The 18662-nt window shown below is 45.9% G+C and carries 18 protein-coding genes and 3 other annotated features; of the genes, 14 read left to right on the top strand and 4 right to left on the bottom strand.

The window, feature by feature from the left end:
• Positions 1 to 8 precede the first annotated feature (8 nt).
• From bacD to bacF, 3 genes are read left to right on the top strand one after another with little or no spacing between them, the layout of a single operon-like run.
• Positions 9 to 1427, top strand: coding sequence for an alanine--anticapsin ligase (gene bacD, locus CDO84_RS18420; RefSeq protein ID WP_040081504.1), 1419 nt, complete (start codon positions 9 to 11; stop codon positions 1425 to 1427).
• Positions 1424 to 2608 carry a bacilysin exporter BacE gene (gene bacE / locus CDO84_RS18415; RefSeq protein WP_040081505.1) on the top strand — a complete coding sequence of 395 codons (1185 nt, stop codon included), beginning with the start codon at positions 1424 to 1426 and terminating at the stop codon, positions 2606 to 2608. The genes bacD and bacE overlap by 4 nt, the downstream gene beginning before the upstream one ends.
• Positions 2609 to 3808, top strand: coding sequence for a transaminase BacF (bacF, locus tag CDO84_RS18410; protein WP_040081506.1), 1200 nt, complete (start codon positions 2609 to 2611; stop codon positions 3806 to 3808).
• Between the two features lie 15 nt (positions 3809 to 3823).
• On the opposite strand, the gene bacG is transcribed toward bacF, so the two are convergent.
• Together bacG and hemQ are read right to left on the bottom strand one after the other, a co-directional pair.
• Positions 3824 to 4603: an NADPH-dependent reductase BacG gene (gene bacG / locus CDO84_RS18405; protein WP_014665795.1), complete on the bottom strand. Its 780-nt coding sequence runs from the start codon at positions 4601 to 4603 to the stop codon at positions 3824 to 3826.
• Between the two features lie 132 nt (positions 4604 to 4735).
• The gene (gene hemQ / locus CDO84_RS18400; RefSeq protein ID WP_003227507.1) at positions 4736 to 5500 is read right to left on the bottom strand and encodes a hydrogen peroxide-dependent heme synthase; all 765 of its coding nucleotides are present in this window, start codon (positions 5498 to 5500) and stop codon (positions 4736 to 4738) included.
• 269 nt (positions 5501 to 5769) lie between these two features.
• On the opposite strand from hemQ, the gene pta reads away from it, so the two are divergent.
• The 4 genes from pta (at position 5770) to CDO84_RS18380 (ending at position 9737) form a co-directional block, all read left to right on the top strand.
• Positions 5770 to 6741, top strand: coding sequence for a phosphate acetyltransferase (gene pta, locus CDO84_RS18395; RefSeq protein WP_014665793.1), 972 nt, complete (start codon positions 5770 to 5772; stop codon positions 6739 to 6741).
• Between the two features lie 145 nt (positions 6742 to 6886).
• Positions 6887 to 7786 carry a cysJI operon transcriptional regulator CysL gene (gene cysL, locus CDO84_RS18390; protein ID WP_014665792.1) on the top strand — a complete coding sequence of 300 codons (900 nt, stop codon included), beginning with the start codon at positions 6887 to 6889 and terminating at the stop codon, positions 7784 to 7786.
• 47 nt (positions 7787 to 7833) lie between these two features.
• The gene (gene ywfL / locus CDO84_RS18385) at positions 7834 to 8679 is read left to right on the top strand and encodes an octanoyl-[GcvH]:protein N-octanoyltransferase (RefSeq protein ID WP_014665791.1); all 846 of its coding nucleotides are present in this window, start codon (positions 7834 to 7836) and stop codon (positions 8677 to 8679) included.
• A gap of 167 nt (positions 8680 to 8846) precedes the next feature.
• The gene (locus CDO84_RS18380) at positions 8847 to 9737 is read left to right on the top strand and encodes a carboxylate/amino acid/amine transporter (RefSeq protein ID WP_040081507.1); all 891 of its coding nucleotides are present in this window, start codon (positions 8847 to 8849) and stop codon (positions 9735 to 9737) included.
• Positions 9738 to 9881: 144 nt separating this feature from the next.
• On the opposite strand, the gene rsfA is transcribed toward CDO84_RS18380, so the two are convergent.
• Positions 9882 to 10661 (bottom strand): prespore-specific transcription regulator RsfA, encoded by a 780-nt coding sequence (gene rsfA / locus CDO84_RS18375; RefSeq protein WP_040081508.1) that lies wholly within the window; start codon positions 10659 to 10661, stop codon positions 9882 to 9884.
• A 214-nt stretch (positions 10662 to 10875) separates the two neighbouring features.
• On the opposite strand from rsfA, the gene CDO84_RS18370 reads away from it, so the two are divergent.
• From CDO84_RS18370 to CDO84_RS18335, 7 genes are all read left to right on the top strand, one after another.
• On the top strand, positions 10876 to 11100 hold the full coding sequence (locus CDO84_RS18370) for a YuzB family protein (RefSeq protein WP_003222050.1): 225 nt from the start codon (positions 10876 to 10878) through the stop codon (positions 11098 to 11100).
• Positions 11101 to 11261: 161 nt separating this feature from the next.
• Positions 11262 to 12563, top strand: a complete 1302-nt coding sequence (locus CDO84_RS18365) for an HD domain-containing protein (RefSeq protein ID WP_014665786.1) — start codon at positions 11262 to 11264, stop codon at positions 12561 to 12563.
• Positions 12564 to 12598: 35 nt separating this feature from the next.
• On the top strand, positions 12599 to 13099 hold the full coding sequence (locus CDO84_RS18360) for a YwgA family protein (RefSeq protein WP_040081509.1): 501 nt from the start codon (positions 12599 to 12601) through the stop codon (positions 13097 to 13099).
• A gap of 111 nt (positions 13100 to 13210) precedes the next feature.
• Entirely contained in the window at positions 13211 to 13681 is a 471-nt protein-coding gene (locus CDO84_RS18355) for an Rrf2 family transcriptional regulator (RefSeq protein ID WP_040081510.1), read from the top strand.
• The gene (locus CDO84_RS18350; RefSeq protein ID WP_014665783.1) at positions 13678 to 15078 is read left to right on the top strand and encodes an MFS transporter; all 1401 of its coding nucleotides are present in this window, start codon (positions 13678 to 13680) and stop codon (positions 15076 to 15078) included. The genes CDO84_RS18355 and CDO84_RS18350 overlap by 4 nt, the downstream gene beginning before the upstream one ends.
• 54 nt (positions 15079 to 15132) lie before the next feature.
• Positions 15133 to 15366, top strand: a binding site (T-box leader).
• 33 nt (positions 15367 to 15399) lie between these two features.
• Positions 15400 to 15621: a binding site (T-box leader), on the top strand.
• Positions 15622 to 15652: 31 nt separating this feature from the next.
• Positions 15653 to 15874 (top strand) — a binding site (T-box leader).
• Between the two features lie 53 nt (positions 15875 to 15927).
• The gene (thrS, locus tag CDO84_RS18340) at positions 15928 to 17844 is read left to right on the top strand and encodes a threonine--tRNA ligase (RefSeq protein ID WP_040081511.1); all 1917 of its coding nucleotides are present in this window, start codon (positions 15928 to 15930) and stop codon (positions 17842 to 17844) included.
• A gap of 119 nt (positions 17845 to 17963) precedes the next feature.
• Positions 17964 to 18383: a MarR family transcriptional regulator gene (locus CDO84_RS18335; protein ID WP_003242889.1), complete on the top strand. Its 420-nt coding sequence runs from the start codon at positions 17964 to 17966 to the stop codon at positions 18381 to 18383.
• Between the two features lie 42 nt (positions 18384 to 18425).
• On the opposite strand, the gene CDO84_RS18330 is transcribed toward CDO84_RS18335, so the two are convergent.
• Positions 18426 to 18614: a 2-hydroxymuconate tautomerase gene (locus CDO84_RS18330; protein ID WP_040081512.1), complete on the bottom strand. Its 189-nt coding sequence runs from the start codon at positions 18612 to 18614 to the stop codon at positions 18426 to 18428.
• Positions 18615 to 18662 lie beyond the last annotated feature (48 nt).

Raw genomic sequence — 18662 nt, 5'->3', positions numbered from 1 at the left:
TTTTACATATGGAGAGAAAAACAGTATTGGTCATTGCTGATCTTGGAGGCTGCCCGCCTCACATGTTTTATAAAAGTGCTGCTGAAAAATATAACCTGGTCAGCTTTATTCCAAGGCCTTTTGCAATTACAGCCTCCCACGCAGCATTGATTGAAAAATACTCGGTCGCGGTCATAAAAGATAAAGACTATTTTAAGAGTTTAGCTGATTTTGAGCATCCTGACTCCATTTATTGGGCGCATGAGGACCATGACAAGCCTGAAGAAGAGGTTGTCGAGCAAATCGTCAAGGTTGCCGAAATGTTTGGGGTGGATGCCATCACAACAAACAATGAATTATTCATTGCCCCGATGGCGAAAGCCTGTGAACGTCTGGGTCTGAGAGGTGCCGGCGTGCAGGCTGCCGAAAATGCCAGAGATAAAAATAAAATGAGAGACGCTTTTAATAAGGCTGGCGTCAAATCAATCAAAAACAAACGTGTTACAACTCTTGAGGATTTCCGTGCCGCACTTGAAGAGATCGGCACACCTCTTATTTTAAAGCCTACATACTTAGCGAGTTCAATCGGCGTCACGCTGATTACGGACACTGAGACGGCAGAAGCAGAATTTAACAGAGTCAATGACTATCTGAAGTCGATTAACGTGCCAAAGGCGGTTACGTTTGAAGCGCCGTTTATCGCTGAAGAATTTTTACAGGGTGAGTATGGAGACTGGTATCAAACAGAAGGGTACTCCGACTATATCAGCATCGAAGGCATCATGGCCGACGGTGAGTATTTCCCGATCGCCATTCATGACAAAACGCCGCAAATCGGATTTACAGAAACATCCCACATTACGCCGTCCATTCTGGATGAAGAGGCGAAAAAGAAAATTGTCGAAGCCGCCAAAAAGGCAAATGAAGGTCTTGGCCTGCAAAATTGCGCAACACATACAGAGATCAAGCTAATGAAAAACAGAGAACCGGGTTTAATTGAATCGGCAGCCAGATTCGCCGGCTGGAATATGATCCCTAATATTAAAAAGGTCTTCGGCCTTGATATGGCGCAATTATTATTAGATGTCCTTTGTTTCGGAAAAGAGGCCGATCTGCCTGACGGATTATTGGATCAAGAGCCTTACTATGTCGCCGACTGCCATTTGTACCCGCAGCATTTCAAACAAAATGGCCAGATTCCAGAAACTGCTGAGGATTTGGTCATTGAAGCGATCGATCTGCCTGACGGGCTTTTAAAAGGGGATACTGAAATCGTTTCTTTTTCGGCCGCAGCGCCAGGCACTTCAGTTGATTTGACACTGTTCGAAGCTTTCAACTCCATCGCTGCATTCGAACTGAAAGGCAGCAATTCACAGGATGTCGCTGAATCAATCAGACAAATTCAGCAGCATGCGAAGCTGACGGCAAAGTATGTGCTGCCAGTATGAAACAGCTGAAGCCAAACTCTAAATACTTGCTTTACGGGCAGGCGCTATCTTTCATGGGAGACTATTGTGTTCTCCCTGCCCTGCTCATTTTGTCTACATATTATCACGATTATTGGGTGACGTCCGGGGTCATCGTGGTCAGAAGCATTCCGATGGTGTTCCAGCCGTTTTTGGGGGTTCTGGTCGACCGGTTAGACAGAATTAAGATCATGCTGTGGACGGATATTATCAGAGGCATCATTTTTTTGGGGCTCACATTTCTTCCAAAAGGCGAATATCCGCTCATTTTTCTGGCTCTGCTGTTTATTTCTTATGGAAGCGGCGTGTTTTTTAATCCGGCCCGTCTTGCCGTCATGTCGTCCTTGGAATCAGATATTAAAAGCATCAACACGTTATTTGCAAAAGCGACAACCATCTCCATTATCGTCGGGGCGGCTGCCGGAGGGCTCTTTCTGTTAGGCGGATCTGTGGAGCTGGCTGTGGCCTTTAACGGTGTGACATACCTGATTTCGGCATTTTTTATCAGCCGTATCAAACTGCAATTTGTGCCGATTCAATCTGAAAACATCAAAGAGGCCTTTCAGTCTTTTAAAGAAGGACTCAAGGAAATCAAAAGCAATGCATTCGTATTAAACGCCATGTTTACGATGATTACAATGGCTGTGCTGTGGGGAATTGTGTACAGCTATTTTCCGATTGTCAGCCGCTTTCTTGGTGATGGAGAAATCGGCAACTTTATCCTCACATTCTGCATCGGCTTCGGCGGCTTTATCGGGGCGGCGCTTGTCAGCAAATGGGGCTTTAACAACAATAGAGGCCTGACGTACTTTACCGTTTTATCGATTGTTTCGCTGGCGCTGTTTTTATTCACGCCGATATTCGCTGTTTCTATCATCGCGGCGATCCTCTTTTTCATCGCGATGGAATACGGGGAAGTGCTTGCAAAGGTGAAGGTTCAGGAGAATGCGGCAAACCAGATTCAAGGGCGCATTTTTTCAGTAGCCGAAGCGTCTATCGGATTATGCATTTCTGTTGGTTCAATGTTAATCAACGTCTTCAGCGCTCCGGTCATTATGGGGCTGATTGTTGTGATTGTATGCGGATTGTTTCTGCATACGAAGCTTGTTAACAAATCGTTTTTGGAACGGGATAATAAAACGGAGCAAAAAGGAGTCTTTTAGATGGAAATAACACCGTCCGATGTCATCAAGACACTTCCAAGGCAGGAGTTTTCTCTCGTTTTTCAAAAGGTAAAGGAATTGGAAAAAACGGGGGCCCACATCATTAATCTCGGACAAGGAAACCCTGACCTTCCCACTCCGCCGCATATCGTCGAGGCTTTGCGGGAGGCATCTCTGAATCCTTCGTTTCATGGATACGGCCCATTCAGAGGTTATCCTTTTTTGAAGGAAGCAATCGCTGCTTTCTATAAAAGAGAATACGGCGTGACAATCAATCCTGAAACGGAGGTCACCCTTTTCGGAGGCGGGAAAGCCGGTTTGTATGTGCTGACACAATGCCTGCTCAATCCGGGAGACATCGCTTTAGTCCCGAATCCAGGCTACCCTGAATATTTATCAGGGATTACGATGGCGCGAGCTGAGCTTTACGAAATGCCGCTGTATGAAGAAAATGGCTATTTGCCGGATTTTGAAAAGATTGATCCAGCCGTGCTGGAAAAAGCGAAGCTTATGTTTTTAAACTATCCGAACAACCCCACTGGAGCTGTGGCCGATGCGGCTTTTTATGCAAAAGCGGCTGCTTTTGCGAAAGAGCATCATATCCATTTGATTCATGACTTTGCATACGGGGCGTTTGAATTCGATCAAAAACCGGCCAGCTTTCTTGAGGCAGAGGATGCCAAGGCTGTCGGAGCAGAGCTTTATTCATTTTCAAAAACATTTAATATGGCAGGCTGGAGAATGGCGTTTGCGGTTGGGAATGAAAAGATCATTCAGGCCGTCAATGAATTTCAGGATCATGTATTTGTCGGCATGTTCGGCGGGCTGCAGCAGGCGGCGAGTGCGGCGCTTTCCGGAGATCCGGAGCAAACGGAATCGCTGAAACGAATTTATAAAGAACGAATTGACTTTTTTACGGCGCTTTGCGAAAAGGAATTGGGCTGGAAGATGGAGAAGCCAAAAGGAACCTTTTACATATGGGCTGAAATTCCGAATACGTTTGAGACATCTCACCAATTTTCCGATTACTTGCTGGAGCATGCCCATGTCGTAGTCACACCGGGCGAAATTTTCGGAAGCAACGGAAAAAGGCATGTCAGAATCTCAATGGTGTCGAAGCAGGAGGATCTGCGGGAATTTGTTATGCGGATTCAAAAACTGAACCTGCCGTTCGGGTCATTACAAGAAACATCCCGCTAAAAAGCGGGATGTTTTTTATATGCTTTTCATGCTGCCGCCATCAGCGGAAATTTGCTGTCCTGTGATGTAGGAGGCTTCCTCAGAGGCAAGAAACGCGGCGAGCGCTGCGGTTTCTTCGGCTGATCCGACCCGTTTCATCGGAATCCCGGAAGCGATCTGTTCCACTGCTTCCTGTTTGGATATGCTGTTTTTTTTCATCACATTTTCCACAAATTGATGATAACGGTCCGTAGCGATAAAACCAGGGTTCAGGCAGTTGACTGTAATGTTGTGAGGAGCAAGCTGGATGGAAATGTTTTTACTGGCGTTAATTAAAGCGGCATTCATCATACTGTTTGTGAACATGTTGGCCCCGGGTTCTTTCCACAGATTTCCGACGATGTTGATGATTCTGCCAAACTCATTTTGTTTCATCAGTGAGGAAGCACGCTTGATAGCGTCAATATAGGCAACGGTCTTTTGTGTGAAAGTGGCTGTCATATCCTCTATATTGCAGTTATCAAATGTGTCAGGCGCGCCGCCCGGTATATTATTAATCAGAACATCAAGCCGTCCGCATTGAGAATCGATTTCCTGAAAAATGCCCGCTCTCGTATGCTGGTCAGACATATCCCCCGCAAGGACAATGACGCTCGCCTCAGGATGCTTGCCCAAAATATCTTCTTTGACAGATTCAATATTATCCAAATTTCGTGAATTAATGACGAGGGAAAAATGCTGGTCTGCTAATTTCAGAGCGATTGCTTTCCCGATCCCTTGACTGGCTCCCATAACAAATGCGGTTCGTTTTGACAAATCACTGCACCCCTTTGAAAAAATTGGATTATTACCTACATCGTAAGAAAAAACGGGGAAAATAGCAAATTTTATTTAAATTCTGATAAAGATGGGTTGAAAAACTCCCGCCGAATAGGGCGGGAGGGGATATTATACATATAGGAATTGAGGAAGTGTATCAAGCGAAAGGTGATTGCCGACAAAGAATGAACCGAATTCGCCATAACGGGCGCTGACTTCGTCAAAACGCATTTCATACACAAGCTTCTTGAATTGAAGGACATCATCGCTGAATAATGTAACGCCCCACTCGTAGTCGTCAAAACCGACAGAGCCAGTGATGATCTGTTTGACTTTCCCCGCATAGCTGCGGCCGATTAAGCCATGGCTTCTCATCAAGTTTCTGCGTTCTTCCATAGAAAGCATGTACCAGTTGTCATTGCCGGATCTTCTTTTATCCATTGGATAGAAGCATACATATTTAGACTCCGGCAGTTCAGGGTAAAGGCGCGCGCGCACATGCGGATTTTCGTAAGGATCACCGTCACCGCTTGCCAAGTAGTTGCTAAGCTCTACCACTGATACGTAGGAGTATGCCGGAATGGTGAACTCAGCAAGTCTTGATTTGTTGAATTCAAGCTCGATTTGATTTAATTCTTCCATTGTAGGACGAAGGATCATCAGCATAAAATCAGCTTTTTGGCCGACGATGCTGTAAAGGGTTTGCGATCCTTTTCCTTCTTTTTGAGCTACGCCCCATTTTTCAAGCAACCCGGTGAATTCGTGTATGATAGATTGGCGCTCATCACTGGACAGCAGCTTCCAGGATGTCCAGTCCATTGTGCGGAAATCATGAAGCGCATACCAGCCGTCAAGCGTTTTTGCCGCTTCATTCGTCATTTGCTGTTCACTCATTTATCTTCACTCCTATTATCTTTTCATGATTGCCTTCACTATACCATAGTTTATCCGATTCTACTGTGGAGAAACCTTGAACATCCCTTCCGTATAACTCCATCAAAATAGAAGAACCTATAAGGGAAGAGTGAGTCACTTAAATTAGTTAGAAAAATAAGATTTTTTTATGAAAGCGCTATAATGAAAGTTGGCTGTTTGAATTTGATTGGAAGAAGAGTATGCTAGTAAAAGAAAGCGTTTTTGTAACTTTTTGAGGAGGTTTTATAGTGGCAGATTTATTTTCAACAGTGCAAGAAAAGGTAGCTGGAAAAGACGTTAAAATTGTATTTCCTGAAGGCTTAGACGAGCGTATTTTAGAAGCGGTCAGCAAGCTTGCAGGAAACAAAGTGCTGAATCCGATTGTGATCGGCAATGAAAATGAGATCCAAGCAAAAGCAAAAGAATTGAATCTTACGCTGGACGGCGTTAAGATTTATGATCCTCATACATATGAAGGCATGGAAGACCTTGTACAAGCATTCGTAGAACGCCGCAAAGGCAAAGCGACAGAAGAACAGGCTCGTAAAGCATTATTAGACGAGAACTATTTCGGTACAATGCTGGTGTATAAAGGCCTTGCAGACGGACTCGTAAGCGGAGCGGCTCACTCAACTGCTGACACTGTCCGCCCGGCTCTTCAAATCATCAAAACAAAAGAAGGCGTGAAAAAGACATCCGGCGTGTTCATCATGGCTCGCGGAGAAGAGCAATACGTATTCGCAGATTGCGCGATCAACATTGCGCCTGACAGCCAAGATCTTGCCGAGATTGCGATCGAAAGTGCCAATACGGCAAAAATGTTCGACATCGAGCCTCGCGTGGCAATGCTCAGCTTCTCTACAAAAGGCTCAGCAAAATCTGATGAAACAGAAAAAGTAGCGGATGCTGTGAAAATTGCGAAAGAAAAAGCGCCTGAACTGACACTTGACGGCGAATTCCAATTTGATGCCGCATTTGTTCCATCTGTAGCTGAGAAAAAAGCGCCGGATTCCGAGATCAAAGGGGACGCTAACGTATTCGTATTCCCAAGCCTTGAAGCGGGAAACATCGGCTATAAAATCGCTCAGCGATTGGGCAACTTTGAAGCGGTAGGACCAATCCTGCAAGGCTTAAATATGCCTGTAAACGACCTTTCAAGAGGATGTAACGCTGAAGATGTTTACAATCTCGCATTAATTACAGCGGTGCAAGCACTGTAATAAAAATGAAGACGATGGCAGCTCTCGACTGAGGGCTGCCTTTTTTGCGCTTCCGTATAGCCTTCTTTACCAAGACAGATGATATGAGTACAATAAAGAAAACTAATCATAACCATATATTTCATTAATGACAGGGGTGGGGTTTTTGTATTACGACGTGCTGAAAACGTTTATAGCGGTGGTAGAAGAAAAAAACTTCACAAAAGCGGCGGAAAAGCTGATGATCTCCCAGCCCAGCGTCAGTCTGCATATCAAAAATCTTGAGAAAGAATTTCAAACCGCTCTTCTGAACAGGTCGCCAAAACACTTTACGACAACGCCGACAGGAGACATTTTATATCAAAGAGCAAAGCAAATGGTGTTTCTCTACGAACAAGCCAAGGCTGAAATCTATGCACATCATCACTATGTGAAGGGTGAATTGAAAATCGCTGCAAGCTTTACAATCGGAGAGTATATTCTTCCGCCGCTATTGGCCCAGCTGCAAAAGCTGTATCCAGAGCTGAATCTCGATGTCATGATTGGCAATACAGAGGAGGTCAGCGAGCGTGTGCGGATGCTTCAGGCTGATATCGGGCTGATCGAAGGACATACAAACGAGAATGAGCTGGAAATTGAGCCGTTCATGGAGGACGAAATGTGCATTGCCGCTCCAAATCAGCACCCGCTGGCCGGACGAAGAGATATTTCAATCAGCGACTTGCAAAACGAAGCGTGGGTGACAAGGGAGAAAGGCTCCGGGACGAGAGAATTTCTCGATCATGTGCTCAGTTCAAATGGACTTCGGCCGAAATCAATGTTCACCATCAGCAGCAACCAAGGTGTAAAGGAAGCGGTGATCAGCGGCATGGGACTCTCGGTTCTATCCAGAAGCGTGCTCCATAAGGATTTGATTCACCGCGACATTTCAATTCTGCATATTAAAGATTTCTCGTTAAAGCGCAAGCTGTCTTACATTCATTCTCCTCTCATGGAGAATACCAAAAACAAAGAAATTTTTATTACGATGCTGAAAAGCAATTATCAATCGCAGCGACTGAAATGATATAATAGTTTTTGTTCATAAGCCTAACATGAAAGGGTTTTACATAGATGGCAAACCAACCGATTGATTTACTGATGCAGCCGAAATGGAGAGTCATTGACCAATCCAGTCTCGGCCCTTTATTTGATGCGAAGCAATCCTTCGCAATGGATGATACGCTGTGCATGTCTGTCGGAAAAGGCGTGTCGCCGGCGACAGCGCGTTCATGGGTTCATCACAATACAATTGTCCTTGGAATACAGGATACACGTCTTCCGTTTTTGCAGGATGGCATTTCCTTGCTGGAGAGTGAAGGATACCGTGTGATCGTACGCAATTCCGGCGGTCTTGCTGTCGTATTGGATGAAGGTGTTTTAAATATCTCTCTCATATTCGAGGACGAAAAGAAAGGCATCGATATAGACAAAGGATATGAAGCGATGGTTGAGCTGATGAGACGAATGCTGAAACCGTACAACGCAAAGATCGAAGCCTATGAAATTGAAGGGTCTTATTGTCCCGGCAGCTATGATCTTAGCATAAATGGCAAAAAGTTCGCCGGCATCTCCCAGAGACGCGTTCGCGGCGGAGTCGCTGTTCAAATTTATCTCTGCGCGGATAAAAGCGGCAGTGAAAGGGCCGACTTGATCAGACGATTCTACCTAGCGGCGCTGAAGGATAAAGAAAATGATAAAAAAGGCGTCTATCCGGAAATACGTCCGGAAACGATGGCGTCCTTAAGTGAGCTTCTGCAAACAGACATCTCCGTACAAGACTTAATGTTCGCTTTACTGACAGAACTAAAAGCGTTAAGCACCCATCTATACGCAGCGGGCCTGTCCATTGACGAGGAAATGGAATTTGAGAAAAACCTCGTCCGGATGGCTGAGCGGAATGCAAAGGTATTTGGGTGAACATTCTTCGCATGCCGGCTGTATATGCCGGCATGCATTTTTTATCTCAAGTGGCATTTTACCCCAATAATCTTATTTTCAGATAAATCCTTCTTACATACAGATAACCGTGACAAATAGAAAAACGATAAAATGACATTAGCATCCATATTAAAGGGGAGAGGCAGATGAAAGGGAATATTTACAGCCTTTTTGTATTGATTGCGGCTTTTTTCTGGGGGACCACGGGAACCGTTCAGGCGTTGGCTCCAGAAAGCTCCACACCGCTGGCATTTGGCGCGTTCAGGTTATTAATAGGAGGAAGCGCCATGCTGCTTGCGGTTTGGATCAGCCGGGAGCTTCACGTGGAAAATTGGTCATGGCCGCTCATATGTTTAGCCGCTGTTTGTATGGCGTGTTACCAGCCGCTGTTTTTCACAGCTGTTAAAGAAACGGGAATCGCGGTGGGAACTGTGATTGCCATCGGCAGTGCGCCTATCATTGCCGGGAGCCTTGAGTGGGCCGTATTGAAGAAACGCCCGCGAAACTCCTGGTGGATTGCGACCGTGCTGGCTTTAGCGGGCTGCTGGCTTCTGTTTTCCGACAGTTCCAATGTTCGGATTGATGTGGGTGGTGTTCTTATGGCGCTTGGAGCGGGTGCTTCTTTTGCGGGCTATACGCTCATCAGTAAAGCGATGATGAAAACCCAGCCTCCGCGAGCGACTTCCGCCGTTGTCTTTATGATCAGCGCCATCTTGCTGACGCCGCTACTATGGCAGTCAGATATCTCGTGGATATTGACCCCTAGAGGACTGGGAACGAGCCTTTACATCGGGTTAATTGCAACATGTGCCGCATATTTTTTGTTTGCGAAAGGGCTTACCGGGGTTCCGGCCTCGGCGGCGGTCACGCTGTCTTTAGCCGAACCTCTGACTGCTTCATTGCTTGGCGTGTTTTTCATAGGAGAAATGCTTTCGCCTTCCTCGTGGATTGGCATTGCACTTATGATGCTGGGGCTTTTGGTCATTTCTGCTGCGCCTCGGAAACATAAAACGGCCGAGGCAGCTCACATGTCTTAATAGATTCACATAAGCTTGGCCTCATTTTACAAGAATAGCTGATCCGGCTGCAAAATGAGGAAATCCTCTTTTCTCAATAGAAAAGGGGGATTTTGTACATGGCGAAAATCCCAAAACCGCTGCCCGTTTTGGGATTTCACTATGTTATTCTGCTAACTTTTCTAAATTGCCGTTCCTGTCCATTTTGAAGGACGGAGAGGCATGTTCATCTTCTTCAAATAAAACTAGCTTTCTGGCTCTGTTCATAATTTTCACCAAGGTTTCATAATCTTCTTGGATCGTTTTTTGGTCTTTTTCAAGCTTTTGAACTTCTGCCTCAAGCTGCTCCGTCTTGCTTTGCAATTCCTGATTTTCTTTCTTTAAACGTTCATTTTCCATTTTTAATGCTGATGATTGCTCGTTATTGCCTTCGTAATTCTGCAGGAAGCGGATCACATCATTCATCGTCATCTCAGGCGCAGCTGCAGGCGTTTGAGGAGACAATAAGTGTGATAGACTAGCTAACTCTTCCTTAAAGCTTTCATCAACAAAAGGCATATGTTCGCCAGACATTAAAGTCTGCTGCTCATTTTCGGCAGATGGTGCATCCGTTTTGACTGGTTCCTCTGCAGCGGTTTCTTGAATGATTTCAGGATCAACGGCAGGAGGCTGATATAATAATCTTTTTTTCGCAGGCTGCCCGTTTCCGAGCGCTCTCATCCGCTGTTTTCGCTGTTTCTTCGCAAGCTGAAGCGCTTTTTCATATTGATGGCGGACCACCGCGTTCCATCTGAATCCGCAGGCTGCGGATGTCCGGTTTAATTTATCGCCGACTTCTTCAAAGGCATTCAATTGAGTGCTTCCCTCTCTCACATGCCGAAGCACTGTTTCGGCTAAAAGCAGATCGTTTTCCTCTGACCAAGCGTCTTGTCGTTGTTTTGTCATTTATCTCAACTCCCATTTTTCTTTTCATGGTATTAGAATGTCCAGGTTGGAAAATATTTATACAAATTGGCTGAAAGAATAGGAGATACGAAGGATGGAGCGGCTTGCAGGAACAGTCGAATCCTTGTAAAATGAAGAGTGATGTGATTTTTTTTGAAACGTGATTTTAGGTTATTCACATAGATGAACATAGAAATGAAGGGAAGCGTACGTCATGGCTAATGAATTTCGAGTGTGTGATGATTGCCAAGCCACTAATATCAAAACATTGCTGCCGCGTTTGAAAGAAGTGGACCCGGACGCAAAGGTTGAGGTAGGATGCCAATCTTATTGCGGGCCCGGACGGAAAAAATCATTTGCTTTTGTGAACAATCGTCCGCTGTCAGCTCCGACAGAGGATGAGCTGATTGACAAAGTAAAAAAGAAAATAAAAAAGTAAAAACATATTTTTTCTTAGCCTCGGCCCTCAGGTCAGGCTTTTTTGCTTCACAAGATGTGTTTTTCATGAAGATGGAACAAATCGCCGGGCAAATTCAAGGATGTTTTCAAAGAATAGAGTCGATATAATAGAAACACGGCTAAAAAAAAGAGGGAATGACGATGGCGTATCCAAATGGAAAATTATCAGAAGAAAAAGTGTTTAAAGATCCGGTGCACCGCTATGTTCATGTTCGGGACAAGCTGATATGGGATTTGATCGGAACCCGTGAATTTCAGCGTCTCCGCAGAATTAAGCAGCTCGGCACGACCTATTTGACGTTCCATGGGGCTGAGCACAGCCGGTTCAACCATTCTCTCGGTGTCTATGAAATTGTCAGGAGAATGGTTGATGACGTCTTTAAAGGCCGCCCTGAATGGGATGACAGTGAACGCGAACTCTGTTTGGCCGCGGCGCTGCTTCATGATCTCGGGCACGGGCCGTTCTCGCATTCATTTGAAAAGGTCTTTCACCTTGACCACGAAGATTTTACAAGAGGTATCATTTTGGGAGACACGGAGGTTAACCAGGTGCTCAGAAAGGTGAGCCCGGATTTCCCCCAGGATGTTGCTGAAGTCATTGCCAAAACATATAAAAACAAGCAAGTGGTCAGCCTCATTTCGAGTCAAATTGACGCAGACCGGATGGATTATCTGCAGCGTGACGCTTATTATACGGGCGTCAGCTACGGCCATTTTGATATGGAGCGGATTCTTCGGGTGATGCGGCCGCGCGAGGATCAGATCGTCATTAAAGAAAGCGGAATGCATGCTGTCGAAGACTATATCATGAGCCGTTACCAAATGTACTGGCAGGTCTATTTCCATCCTGTGACCAGAAGTGCAGAGGTCATTTTAACGAAGATTCTTCACAGGGCGAAGCAGCTGCACGATGAAGGCTATGTCTTCACTCACGCTCCGGTTCATTTTTATTCTATTTTTGAAGGGAAATTGACACTGGAGGATTATGTAAAGCTGGATGAATCTATTATTTTGTATTACTTCCAGGCCTGGGAGGATGAAGAAGACGCGATTTTATCCGACTTGTGCCGCAGATTCATTAACCGCCAGCTGTTCCAATACGTTGAATTCAATCCGAATGAAGAAATGTCGGCTTATTTTGAGCTGACGTCATTGTTCAAAGAGGCGGGGATCGATCCGAGCTATTATTTGGTCGTTGATTCTTCTTCAGATCTGCCATACGATTTTTACCGGCCGGGAGAGGAAGAGGAGCGTCTGCCGATCCATCTCTTGACGCAAAACGGCCAAATTAAAGAGCTGTCCAGGCAGTCGGCTATTGTGGAATCTATCTCCGGTAAACGGCGGACGGACCACAAGCTGTACTATCCAAAGGACTTGATTTGTGACGGCTCTAAACATCCGGAAGCGAAAATGAAAATCCGGCAGCTGCTGGGACTGACATAGAAATTGGAAAGAAGGAAAAAGGAGATGTCGGGAATTTGTTGAAAGAACATGCAAAACTGATGAAGGTGTTCTCGGATTCTGGAGAAATCATCGGGCGAAAGAAGCTGCAGAAAATGATTTATATCGCCAAGAAAATGCAGTTTCCTTTCTATGAGAAATATGATTTTCACTTTTACGGACCATATTCAGAGGAACTGACGCTCCAGATTGAAGAGCTGTGCAACCTTGGATTTCTGCATGAGGTGAAGGAAAAAAAGGGCGGCTACTTTCAATACCGGTATTCGCTGACTGAGACAGGCTCCGCATTTTTAGACCATGCTGATCTGAACATGCCGGATATGAAAGGCTATATCGACAGTGTAAACAGCCGTTCATCACGGTTTTTAGAGCTGGTTTCCACGATCCTTTACTTTGACGGGCTTGAGGATGAGGAAAAGAAAGAAAAAGTCTTTACAATCAAAAGCAAGCAAAAATATACAAATGAAGAATATGACGAAGCGCTTCAATACATAGAGGAACTGAAGCAGATTTGTTAAGGATACCAAGCAAAAGAAATGAACCGTTTCTTTTGCTTTTTTTATTGACAAAAGCCGATAAGGGATCTATTGTGGATAATAGTTATCCATAATGAATTGGGAGTGTGTATGATGAAAATGAAATCCGGGATGGAGCAGGCGGTTTCTGTGTTGCTTTTATTGTCACGGCTGCCTGTACAGGCTTCTTTGACGTCAGAGGCAATAAGCCAGCGATTGCGCGTGTCTCCGTCTTATTTGAAGAAGCTGATGAGAACATTGGTTCAAGCAGGTTTGGCAGAATCCTTGCCAGGGACGAAGGGCGGTTTTACCCTGACGAAGCCTTTGGCGGACATTACGCTTTATGATATTTATCAAGCGGTCGAAGGCAGAGGTTCGATGTATCAGGGAAAAGGTCTGCTGCAATCTGTATTCGAAGGTGAAAACTGTGTGCTGGAGACAGTCATGGGGGAAATCGAGGATAAATGGGCCAATCTCATGAAAGAAGAGTCCCTGCAGCATGTCATGGACAGAGTCGGGGAATTGTATGATCTTGAAAAAATAGATGATTGGATAAACGAGCAAATGAAAGGGCAATTGCAATGAAAAACAGCGGATCTTTACACAAAACAGATTCATCAACAGGAATATCTGTACTGATCGTGCTCGCTCTGGGTTTTCTCATGGCTACTCTTGATGTAACCGTTGTGAATGTGGCGATGGCGGATATGAAAAACACTCTTTCAATGTCACTTTCAGGTGTAACGTGGGTTGTGGACGGGTACATTCTTACTTTTGCGTCGCTTCTGCTGGCGGGCGGAGCCTTGGCCGACCGTTTCGGATCGAAGACGATCTATATCCTGGGTTTAGCTGTTTTTGTTCTCGCCTCTTGTCTATGCGCTGCATCCTTTAATGGGCAGATGCTGATTGCCGGACGCCTTATACAGGGAATTGGCGCAGCCTTGTTCATGCCTAGCTCACTCAGCCTTTTGGCTGCCTCTTACCCTGATGAACGGGCGCGGGCGAGAATGTTTGGACTGTGGGCCGCGCTTGTTTCCGCCGCTTCAGCCCTTGGGCCTTTTATTGGGGGTGTGCTGGTACAGTTGGCAGGCTGGCAGAGTATTTTTCTGATCAATGTGCCGTTGGGGGCTGCTGCGCTCATTTCAGCTTACCGAATTCTCAGCCGCGTCCCGGGAAAAACCGGCCGCGTGAACATCACCGGGCATCTGCTTGGCATGATGGCTCTCGGCTTTCTTTCCTATGCATTGATACAGGGGCCATCAGCGGGCTGGCGCTCGCCCGTGATTCTTCTAGCATGTACTGCAGCGATTTTGGCATTTGTGCTGTTTTTGCTGCGGGAAGTTTCTGCGAAAACACCTATCCTGCCGGCGTCCTTATATAAAAACGGCCGTTTCTCAGCGGCCCAATTTATCGGGTTTTTGCTGAATTTTGCTCTTTTTGGCGGCATGTTTATGCTGAGTCTTTTTTTGCAGGAAGCAGGAGGCGCAAACTCCTTCATGGCCGGTGTTGAACTGCTGCCGATGATGGCGGTCTTTGTGATCGGCAATCTGCTGTTCGCCCGTCTGGCGAATCGATTTGAAGCCGGGCAGCTTATGTTTGTCTCAATGGCGGTCAGCTGTATCATTGCATTGCTGTTGTTTGTGCTGATTTCTCCGGATTTTCCTTATTGGCAGCTGGCGGTTTTGATGTCTGTCATGAACCTCTGTACCGGTATTACAGTTCCTGCCATGACAACTGTGATCATGCAGGCTGCCGGGCAAAGGCATGCGAACATTGCCGGTGCGGCGTTAAATGCAAACCGGCAAATCGGAGCTTTGGTCGGCGTAGCGATAACCGGGGTGATCATTCATCTGTCCGCCACTTGGTACGCCGGTGCCGGGTTTACATTTTTGATGATGGGGGCGGCGTACAGCCTCGCTGCATTGCTTGTATGGCTGTTTCTGGCTGCCCATAACGGGACTGCCGCGTCAGAAAAAATGTAAATCACTGATTGCGCTTTGTGGGAATATATAGTAAGATATAAAAAATTATTGAAACAACAGGCACTGATAAGGACATGAGATGCTTTTTACGGTTTCCAGAGAGGGAAGGACAGCTGAAATCTTCCTAACGCAGAGAAAGCAGCTTACCGCCTTTGAGCCGTATCGGGGAAAACAAGTATCTGATACCGTCATGCTGCGTTACAGCATCTTCAAGCCGATCACCATGTGTAATTGAATTGATCGGGAATTTGGGTGGAACCACGGATGATCAACACATTCGTCCCTTTTAGAGGGATGGGTGTGTTTTTTTATATGAATTGAATACATGCAATGAAAAGGACATGAATGATAATTACGGTTTTCAGAGAGGGAAGGAAAGGTGAGAGCTTCCCAGCTTAGGAGTATCATTTACCGCCTTGGAGCAGCATTGGGGAACTGAAGTATCCAATGCCGTCTATGCTGCGTTACAGCACCGAGCCGACAACATCGCGTTTGTCGGGAACTTGGGTGGAACCACGGGTTAATGACACACTCGTCCCTATCTGCGGGACGGGTGTGTTTTTTTATGAATTGAATATATGCGATGAAAAGGACATGAATGATTTTTACGGTTTTCAGAGAGGGAAGAAAAGGTGAGAGCTTCCCAGCTTAGGAATATCATTTACCGCCTTGGAGCAGCATTGGGGAACTAAAGTATCCAATGCCGTCTATGCTGCGTTACAGCACCGAGCCGACAACATCGTGTTTGTCGGGAACTTGGGTGGAACCACGGGTTAATGACACACTCGTCCCTATCTGCGGGACGGGTGTGTTTTTTTATATACAACAATGAATAAGGAGTGTTTTAAAATGAGTAAACATGTGCACATTCAGCTTCCGGACGGACAGATCAAGGAATATCCGAAAGGCATCACAATCAGGGAAGCAGCTGGTTCGATCAGTTCCAGTCTGCAAAAGAAGGCGGCTGCAGGTCAGGTCAACGGCAAGCTTGTTGATCTCAGTTTCAAGCTGGAGGAGGATGCTGAGCTTTCGATTGTCACACTCGATTCACAAGAAGGCTTGCAGGTGCTTCGCCACACATCAGCGCACGTGCTGGCTCAAGCAGTAAAACGGCTGTACGGCGAAGTGTCATTGGGGGTAGGGCCTGTGATTGAAGACGGCTTCTACTATGACATGAAGCTGGAGAAAAGCTTGGGATCAGGAGACTTAGAGGCTATCGAAAAAGAAATGAAACACATTATAAATGAGAACCTTGAAATCAAACGTATAGAGGTTTCTTACGAAAAAGCTGAAGAGCTGTTTGCACAAAAAGACGAGCGGCTTAAGCTTGAGATTTTAAAGGATATTCCGCGCGGGGAGGATATCACGCTGTACCAGCAAGGAGAATTCATTGACCTGTGCCGCGGGCCGCATCTTCTTTCTACAGGAATGATCAAGGCGTTCAAGCTGACAAGAGTATCAGGCGCTTATTGGCGGGGAGACAGCAAAAATGAAGTCCTGCAGCGGGTGTACGGGGTTGCGTTTCAAAAGAAAAAAGATTTGGATGCGCACCTGCATATGTTGGAAGAAGCGGCAAAACGAGACCATCGCAAGTTGGGCAAACAGTTAGGGCTGTTTATGTTTTCTGAAGAAGCGCCGGGGATGCCGTTTTATTTGCCGAAAGGGCAGATTGTCCGCAATGAGCTGGAACGCTTCTCGCGTGAACTGCAAACAAATGCCGGCTACGATGAGGTGCGTACGCCGTTTATGATGAATCAGCGGTTATGGGAGCAGTCAGGCCATTGGGATCATTATCGCGACAATATGTACTTCTCAGAAGTGGATGATACAAGGTTTGCAATGAAGCCGATGAATTGCCCAGGCCACATGCTCATCTTTAAAAACAGCCTGTATTCTTACCGGGATCTGCCGATTCGCATGGCGGAATTCGGACAGGTGCATCGCCATGAATACAGCGGGGCTTTAAACGGAATGCTTCGCGTTCGGACGTTCTGTCAGGATGACGCCCATATTTTCGTTCGGGAGGATCAGATTGAGAGTGAGATCAAAGAAGCGATTCGGCTGATTGATGAGGTATATCGGACATTTGGTTTCGAGTATTCAGTTGAGCTTTCGACTCGCCCGGAGGATTCATTAGGCGATGACAGCCTTTGGGAGGCGTCGGAGCGTGCCTTAGCACGCGTCCTTGAGGAGCTTGGCCTCTCTTATGAGATCAATGAAGGCGATGGGGCGTTTTACGGGCCAAAAATTGATTTCCACATAAAAGATGCCCTAAAACGGAGCCACCAATGTGCGACAATTCAGCTTGATTTTCAAATGCCGGAAAAATTTGATTTAACATATATCAACGAACACAATGAAAAGGTTCGTCCCGTTGTCATCCACAGAGCGGTTTTCGGCTCGATCGACCGTTTCTTCGGTATTTTGATCGAGCATTACGGCGGGGCTTTTCCAGTCTGGCTCGCACCGATCCAGGTTCAAATCATACCGGTTTCGCACGTACACTTGGATTATTGCAGAAAGGTGCAGGCGGAGCTGAAGCAGGCGGGGATAAGAGCCTGCATTGATGAGCGCAATGAGAAGCTCGGCTATAAAATCAGAGAATCGCAGATGCAGAAAATCCCGTACGTGCTGGTGCTTGGAGATCAAGAGGAGCAGGAGAATGCGGTTAACGTCCGCCAATTCGGACATCAGCAGAATGAACACGTTTCTTTTCAGACATTCAAAGATAAGCTTGTGAAACAGGTGGAAAATCGAGGCATGTAGGATAAAAGCTGTGAATTCACATTTTGCTTTTTTGACTTTCCCTATTCGGAATCAGTAAAATAATAAGTAAATCATATCGTTCGTATGTTATGAATGCATCTCGAAATGGGGAAATTGACATGGACCATGACAAACTGGAAGCAAATTTGCTGGATCACGCACTTACAAAATATTTGAAAAGCACGAAGCAATTAGATGAAGCCACCGTTCCGAAACACGTGAATAATGTAAGAGGATTTATTCTGCGGATCATATACAGACATGGGAGCTGCACCATAAAGGATATTTTGAAGGAGGTCACACTGTCTCCCTCTGCCACGACTACAGCTCTGAATCATTTAGAGCAGGAAGGGTTTATTGAGAGATCCAGAAATAATAATGACCGCCGCACTGTATGGATTACGCTTTCTGAATCGGGCCGGGGAGCGGCTGAACAAATGATTGAAAACCGCCAGCAGCTGATTGACGGGATGTTTGAACGTTTAACAGCCGAAGAGAAGAAGACGTTCTTGGCGATTATTGCGAAGCTGGCTCAATAGAGATAGAAAAAGCCGGTGCGCGAAGCGCCGGCTTTATAGAGATTATTCCATATCGCTCAGGCGTTTGCCTGCAACGGCATAATGGTCTTTTTTCATTTCTTCTATAAAGACAACAATTTTTTCTTCAGAAGCGCCGGTTGTTTCCTTTACGGCTTCTGTTACTTTCTCAACAAGATTGCGTTTTTGCTCGTCTGTACGGCCTTCGAGCATTTTGACAGTTACGTATGGCATGTGTGCTGAATCCTCCTTTATCTCGTTTCCTCTCTTTAGAAAAAGAGG

It is taken from the genome of Bacillus sp. MD-5, from assembly GCF_002201875.1.
In the GTDB taxonomy this organism is placed as follows: Bacteria; Bacillota; Bacilli; order Bacillales; family Bacillaceae; genus Bacillus; species Bacillus stercoris.
This window is presented reverse-complemented; position numbering and strand designations above follow the sequence as displayed.

Coding starts and splice junctions, on each gene's coding strand:
- bacD (WP_040081504.1), top strand. CDS start 9: ATGGAGAGAAAAACAGTATTGGTCATTGCTGATCTTGGAGGCTGCCCG.
- bacE (WP_040081505.1), top strand. CDS start 1,424: ATGAAACAGCTGAAGCCAAACTCTAAATACTTGCTTTACGGGCAGGCG.
- bacF (WP_040081506.1), top strand. CDS start 2,609: ATGGAAATAACACCGTCCGATGTCATCAAGACACTTCCAAGGCAGGAG.
- hemQ (WP_003227507.1), bottom strand. CDS start 5,500: ATGAGTGAACAGCAAATGACGAATGAAGCGGCAAAAACGCTTGACGGC.
- ywfL (WP_014665791.1), top strand. CDS start 7,834: ATGGCAAACCAACCGATTGATTTACTGATGCAGCCGAAATGGAGAGTC.
- CDO84_RS18380 (WP_040081507.1), top strand. CDS start 8,847: ATGAAAGGGAATATTTACAGCCTTTTTGTATTGATTGCGGCTTTTTTC.
- rsfA (WP_040081508.1), bottom strand. CDS start 10,661: ATGACAAAACAACGACAAGACGCTTGGTCAGAGGAAAACGATCTGCTT.
- CDO84_RS18370 (WP_003222050.1), top strand. CDS start 10,876: ATGGCTAATGAATTTCGAGTGTGTGATGATTGCCAAGCCACTAATATC.
- CDO84_RS18365 (WP_014665786.1), top strand. CDS start 11,262: ATGGCGTATCCAAATGGAAAATTATCAGAAGAAAAAGTGTTTAAAGAT.
- CDO84_RS18355 (WP_040081510.1), top strand. CDS start 13,211: ATGAAAATGAAATCCGGGATGGAGCAGGCGGTTTCTGTGTTGCTTTTA.
- CDO84_RS18350 (WP_014665783.1), top strand. CDS start 13,678: ATGAAAAACAGCGGATCTTTACACAAAACAGATTCATCAACAGGAATA.
- thrS (WP_040081511.1), top strand. CDS start 15,928: ATGAGTAAACATGTGCACATTCAGCTTCCGGACGGACAGATCAAGGAA.
- CDO84_RS18335 (WP_003242889.1), top strand. CDS start 17,964: ATGGACCATGACAAACTGGAAGCAAATTTGCTGGATCACGCACTTACA.
- CDO84_RS18330 (WP_040081512.1), bottom strand. CDS start 18,614: ATGCCATACGTAACTGTCAAAATGCTCGAAGGCCGTACAGACGAGCAA.